We start from the raw sequence: 3,899 nt of genomic DNA on the forward strand, positions 1-3,899 counted from the left end.
GGCTCAGCAACTGGCGCTCGATCGCCTGTTCGACGGCGATGCCGAAGGCCGGATCGTCGGTGATGAGGATCGACTGCGCCGAGGCATCGTGCTCGGCCTGAGCCAGCAGGTCGGCGGCGATCCAGTCCGGGTCGTTGCCGCCGTCGGCAACGACCAGCACCTCCGAGGGGCCGGCGATCATGTCGATGCCGACCGTGCCGAAGACCTGGCGCTTGGCTGCCGCCACATAAGCGTTTCCGGGGCCGACGATCTTGGCGACGGGCCGAATGGTTTCGGTGCCATGGGCAAGGGCGGCGATCGCCTGCGCGCCGCCGATACGGTAGATCTCCGACACGCCGGCGATGTCCGCCGCCACCAGCACCAAAGGATTGATGACGCCGCCGGGCGCCGGCACGACCATGACGACGCGCTCGACCCCGGCTACCCTTGCGGGCACGGCGTTCATCAGCACCGAGCTTGGATAGCTCGCAGTGCCGCCCGGAACATAGAGCCCGACCGCCTCGATCGCGGTCCAGCGCCAGCCGAGCTCGACGCCGGCGGCATCTGTGTAGCGATCGTCCTTCGGACGCTGCCGCTCATGGTGGGACCGGATGCGGTCGCGCGCGAATTCCAGCGCCTCGATCGTCCTTGGGTCGGCTTGCGCATGGGCCCGCGCGATGTCGTCCTTCGATACGGCGATTCCCGGGCCGCCGAGATCGAAGCGATCGAATTTGCGCGTGTAGTCGATCAGCGCCGCGTCGCCCTCGGCGCGCACGCGCGAAATGATCTGGCGCACGGCGGCGTCGACATCCTCGGACACTTCCCGCTTGGTCGTCAGGAAGGCGGCGAAACGCTGCTCGAAATCGGCGTCGGACTGGCGAAGCGTAATGGCCATCGGATGCTCAGGCCCTGTGGACCGGACGCGACGTGGCTTCCCAGGCGCCGCCGACATCGGCCAGGCGGGCTTCGATGCACTCGACGTCGAGCATGATGGTGCCGCCGCCCGAGAACACCAGCTCCACGATGCCGGCCGGCTTGCTGATCTCGATGAAGCTGATCGCCAGCAAGGACAGGACCTCTGCCGGCTTGTCGCGGGGGATGCCGTTGGTCTTGGCGCCGAGCACCCGGTCGAAATGCAGAACGGCCTGGCGCCGCTCATTGTGCTGGCTGAACAGGCCGGATTTCGCCTCCCAGACGAAACGGTTCATGGTCAGCACGAAACGCTTGGCCGATGGCAGGTATTCGAGGTCCGAGACCTTCATCACGGCGTCCTGGACATGGGCCGAGACGATGCTCAGGTCCTGGTCATCGAGCGCGATAAGCTTGAGGGCTGTCATGCGGATTTCGCACCTGAAAGTTTGCGGTTGACCCTCTGTTAGAGCATGATCCCGGAAAGTGGAAACCGGTTTTCGGAAAAGATCGTGGCCAGCCAGGAAATTCGCCGGTCTTGCCGCCCGCTGCAACCGCGCCAACAGCTTCGGTTGGCGCTGCCTCTCATCGCCCTTTGCTGAGGATTCGCCAATATCGGAAGTTGCGAGCCGGCACTGCGGGCAGCCCCTTCTCCCCGTCACTCACGGGGAGAAGATGCCGGCAGGCAGGTGAGGGGCGGCGCTGACTTCGGCGACTGGCGCTTCCCGGGCGCGATTGTTAAGCCGAGATCCGTTCGATCACCGCGCCGCAGTTGGACAGTTTTTCCTCAAGCCGCTCGAAGCCGCGGTCGAGATGGTAGACGCGGTTGACCGTGGTCTCGCCTTCCGCCGCCAGCCCGGCGATGACCAGCGAAACCGAAGCGCGAAGATCGGTCGCCATGACCGGGGCGCCTTTCAGCTTCGGCACGCCGTCGACGATCGCCGTCTGGCCCGAAAGCGTGATGTGGGCGCCAAGCCGGGCCAGTTCCTGCACATGCATGAAGCGGTTCTCGAAGATCGTCTCGGTGATGCGCGACCTGCCCTTGGCCATCGTCATCAGGCCCATGAACTGCGCCTGCAGGTCGGTCGGGAAGGCCGGGAACGGCGCCGTCGTCACGTCGACGGGTGAAATGCCGGCGCCATTGCGCCTGACGCGGATGCCCGAATTGGTCGGCGTGATCTCGGCGCCCGTCTGGGCAATCACGTCGAGCGCGGACTGCAGCAGCTCCGGCCGCGCGCCTTCGAGCACGACGTCGCCGCCGGTCATGGCGACGGCCATGGCATAGGTGCCGGTCTCGATGCGGTCGGGGATGACGCGCACGCGCGCCCCCGACAGCGATTCGACGCCGTCGATGGTGATGGTCGGTGTGCCCGCGCCAAAGATCCTGGCGCCCATGGCATTGAGGCATTCGGCGAGGTTGACGATCTCGGGCTCGCAGGCGGCGTTTTCCAGCACCGTCTCGCCCTTGGCCAGCGATGCCGCCATCATCAGCACATGGGTGGCGCCGACCGACACCTTGGGGAATACATAGCGGTTGCCGACAAGGCGGCCGTGCCGGGTTTTGGCGATGACATAGCCGGTATCGACGTCGATGTCGGCGCCCAGCACCTGCAGGCCCTCGAGGAACAGGTCGACCGGGCGCGTGCCGATGGCGCAGCCGCCGGGCAGCGACACCTTGGCCTCGCCCATGCGGGCCAGCAGCGGGCCGATCACCCAGAACGAGGCCCGCATCTTCGACACCAGCTCGTAGGGCGCCGTCGTGTCGACGATGTTGCGGGCGGAGAAGTTGATGGTGCGCGAATAGCCCTCGTTCTGCTTCTCGCGGCGGCCATTGACCGAGTAGTCGACGCCGTGATTGCCAAGAATGCGGATCAACTGCTCGACATCGGCCAGATGCGGCACGTTTTCGAGCGTCAGCGTGTCGTCGGTCAAGAGCGACGCGATCATCAGCGGCAGGGCTGCGTTTTTCGCGCCCGAGATCGGAATGCTCCCGGCAAGCTTGTTGCCGCCGACAATTCTGATGCGATCCATGGAAGAGCGTCCCTCTCGGCCAGAAGGCCGGTTCAATCGTTTGAGTATCGGCCCGTCTAGACCATTGGCCAATCCGGTTCAAGAAATAGGATTTCGCCGGCTATGGTCCAAGAGTTGACGATCCGGTCAGATTTCTTGCGGTTCCTTCGAAGCGGTCAGCCCATCCGGCCGCTGATCGGGCTCGCCGCTGCGTCGCGATCGCGCCTGCGCCTTGCGCTTCTGCAGATTGGCGCGCAATTGCTCGGCCAGCCGGCCCTCGCGGCCCTTTTTCGCTGGCCCGTTCCTTTTCGGCGAAATTGTCTTGTCGTTCATCGTCCCGTCCCGGCAGGCAACCGCCGCCCCAACAACGAGGGATAGCCAACATTGTGGCACGGCCATGTCATCGAAAGCGATCCGGCAAGGCTTTCACGGATGCGCGGTTCTTGGCCTTGCGCTTGCCGGTTCGATATGGCAGAAGCCCCGCCATCAGCGGCTGCGGTAGCTCAGTGGTAGAGCACTCCCTTGGTAAGGGAGAGGTCGAGAGTTCAATCCTCTCTCGCAGCACCATCGTTTCCTTTGAAATCACTCACTGTTCTAAGTCGCAGCGCATCTGCCTGCATACAGACAGCGAGCATCTTGCCCGTCACCTCTGGCCGGCAAGCCTCGAGAGGCTGCCCAGCAACATTGTCCTGTCCTTGCCGATCATCAGCACGCCGCTGTCGGGGGCCAGCAGCGCCGAGAATGGCAGCATGGCCGCGCCGATCGGTGACGCCTCGGGGCCGAACTGTCCCGACACGATTTCGGGCGCCACGATGCCAAGCGCGCTGGTCCGGTTGAACTGGGTCTGCACCCTCGCCAGCAGCTCAAGATGGATAGGCCGCGGCAGGATGCTGTCGAGAACGATCGCTTCGATGTCGATGACGGAGGTGATGGCGATGATCGCCTCGACCAGCGCGTTGGCGCAATCTTCGAGCCATTCGAACAATGGCTCGCGCGCCCCA

Annotated in this window: 4 protein-coding genes, 1 tRNA gene and 1 pseudogene; 1 reads left to right on the forward strand and 5 read right to left on the reverse strand. The window is 64.8% G+C overall.

Translation table 11 applies throughout. The features are described 5' to 3' along the window. From hisD to WC739_RS24860, 4 genes are all read right to left on the reverse strand, one after another. On the reverse strand, window positions 1–874 hold an 874-nt coding region (gene hisD / locus WC739_RS24845), incomplete at its 3' end, for a histidinol dehydrogenase (protein WP_372955639.1). Between the two features lie 7 nt (window positions 875–881). After that, on the reverse strand, window positions 882–1,316 hold the full coding sequence (locus tag WC739_RS24850; protein ID WP_372955640.1) for a DUF2948 family protein: 435 nt from the start codon (window positions 1,314–1,316) through the stop codon (window positions 882–884). Between the two features lie 310 nt (window positions 1,317–1,626). After that, window positions 1,627–2,919 carry a UDP-N-acetylglucosamine 1-carboxyvinyltransferase gene (murA, locus tag WC739_RS24855; protein WP_372955641.1) on the reverse strand — a complete coding sequence of 431 codons (1,293 nt, stop codon included), beginning with the start codon at window positions 2,917–2,919 and terminating at the stop codon, window positions 1,627–1,629. Window positions 2,920–3,045: 126 nt separating this feature from the next. Continuing rightward, window positions 3,046–3,231, reverse strand: a complete 186-nt coding sequence (locus tag WC739_RS24860) for a hypothetical protein (RefSeq protein ID WP_372955642.1) — start codon at window positions 3,229–3,231, stop codon at window positions 3,046–3,048. Window positions 3,232–3,390: 159 nt separating this feature from the next. Between WC739_RS24860 and WC739_RS24865 the strand changes: the two genes are divergently transcribed. Continuing rightward, window positions 3,391–3,465: transfer RNA gene (locus tag WC739_RS24865), tRNA-Thr, on the forward strand. Window positions 3,466–3,541: 76 nt separating this feature from the next. Here the strand turns inward: WC739_RS24865 and WC739_RS24870 are convergent. Next, a pseudogene (locus tag WC739_RS24870) lies at window positions 3,542–3,899 on the reverse strand (ROK family transcriptional regulator); the annotation flags it as partial.

It is taken from the genome of Mesorhizobium sp. (assembly GCF_041661565.1).
In the GTDB taxonomy this organism is placed as follows: Bacteria; Pseudomonadota; Alphaproteobacteria; order Rhizobiales; family Rhizobiaceae; genus Mesorhizobium.

Bases quoted from the DNA above. Each gene is read 5' to 3' on its own strand.
- WC739_RS24850 (WP_372955640.1), bottom strand. From the start codon at position 1,316: ATGACAGCCCTCAAGCTTATCGCGCTCGATGACCAGGACCTGAGCATC.
- murA (WP_372955641.1), bottom strand. From the start codon at position 2,919: ATGGATCGCATCAGAATTGTCGGCGGCAACAAGCTTGCCGGGAGCATT.
- WC739_RS24860 (WP_372955642.1), bottom strand. From the start codon at position 3,231: ATGAACGACAAGACAATTTCGCCGAAAAGGAACGGGCCAGCGAAAAAG.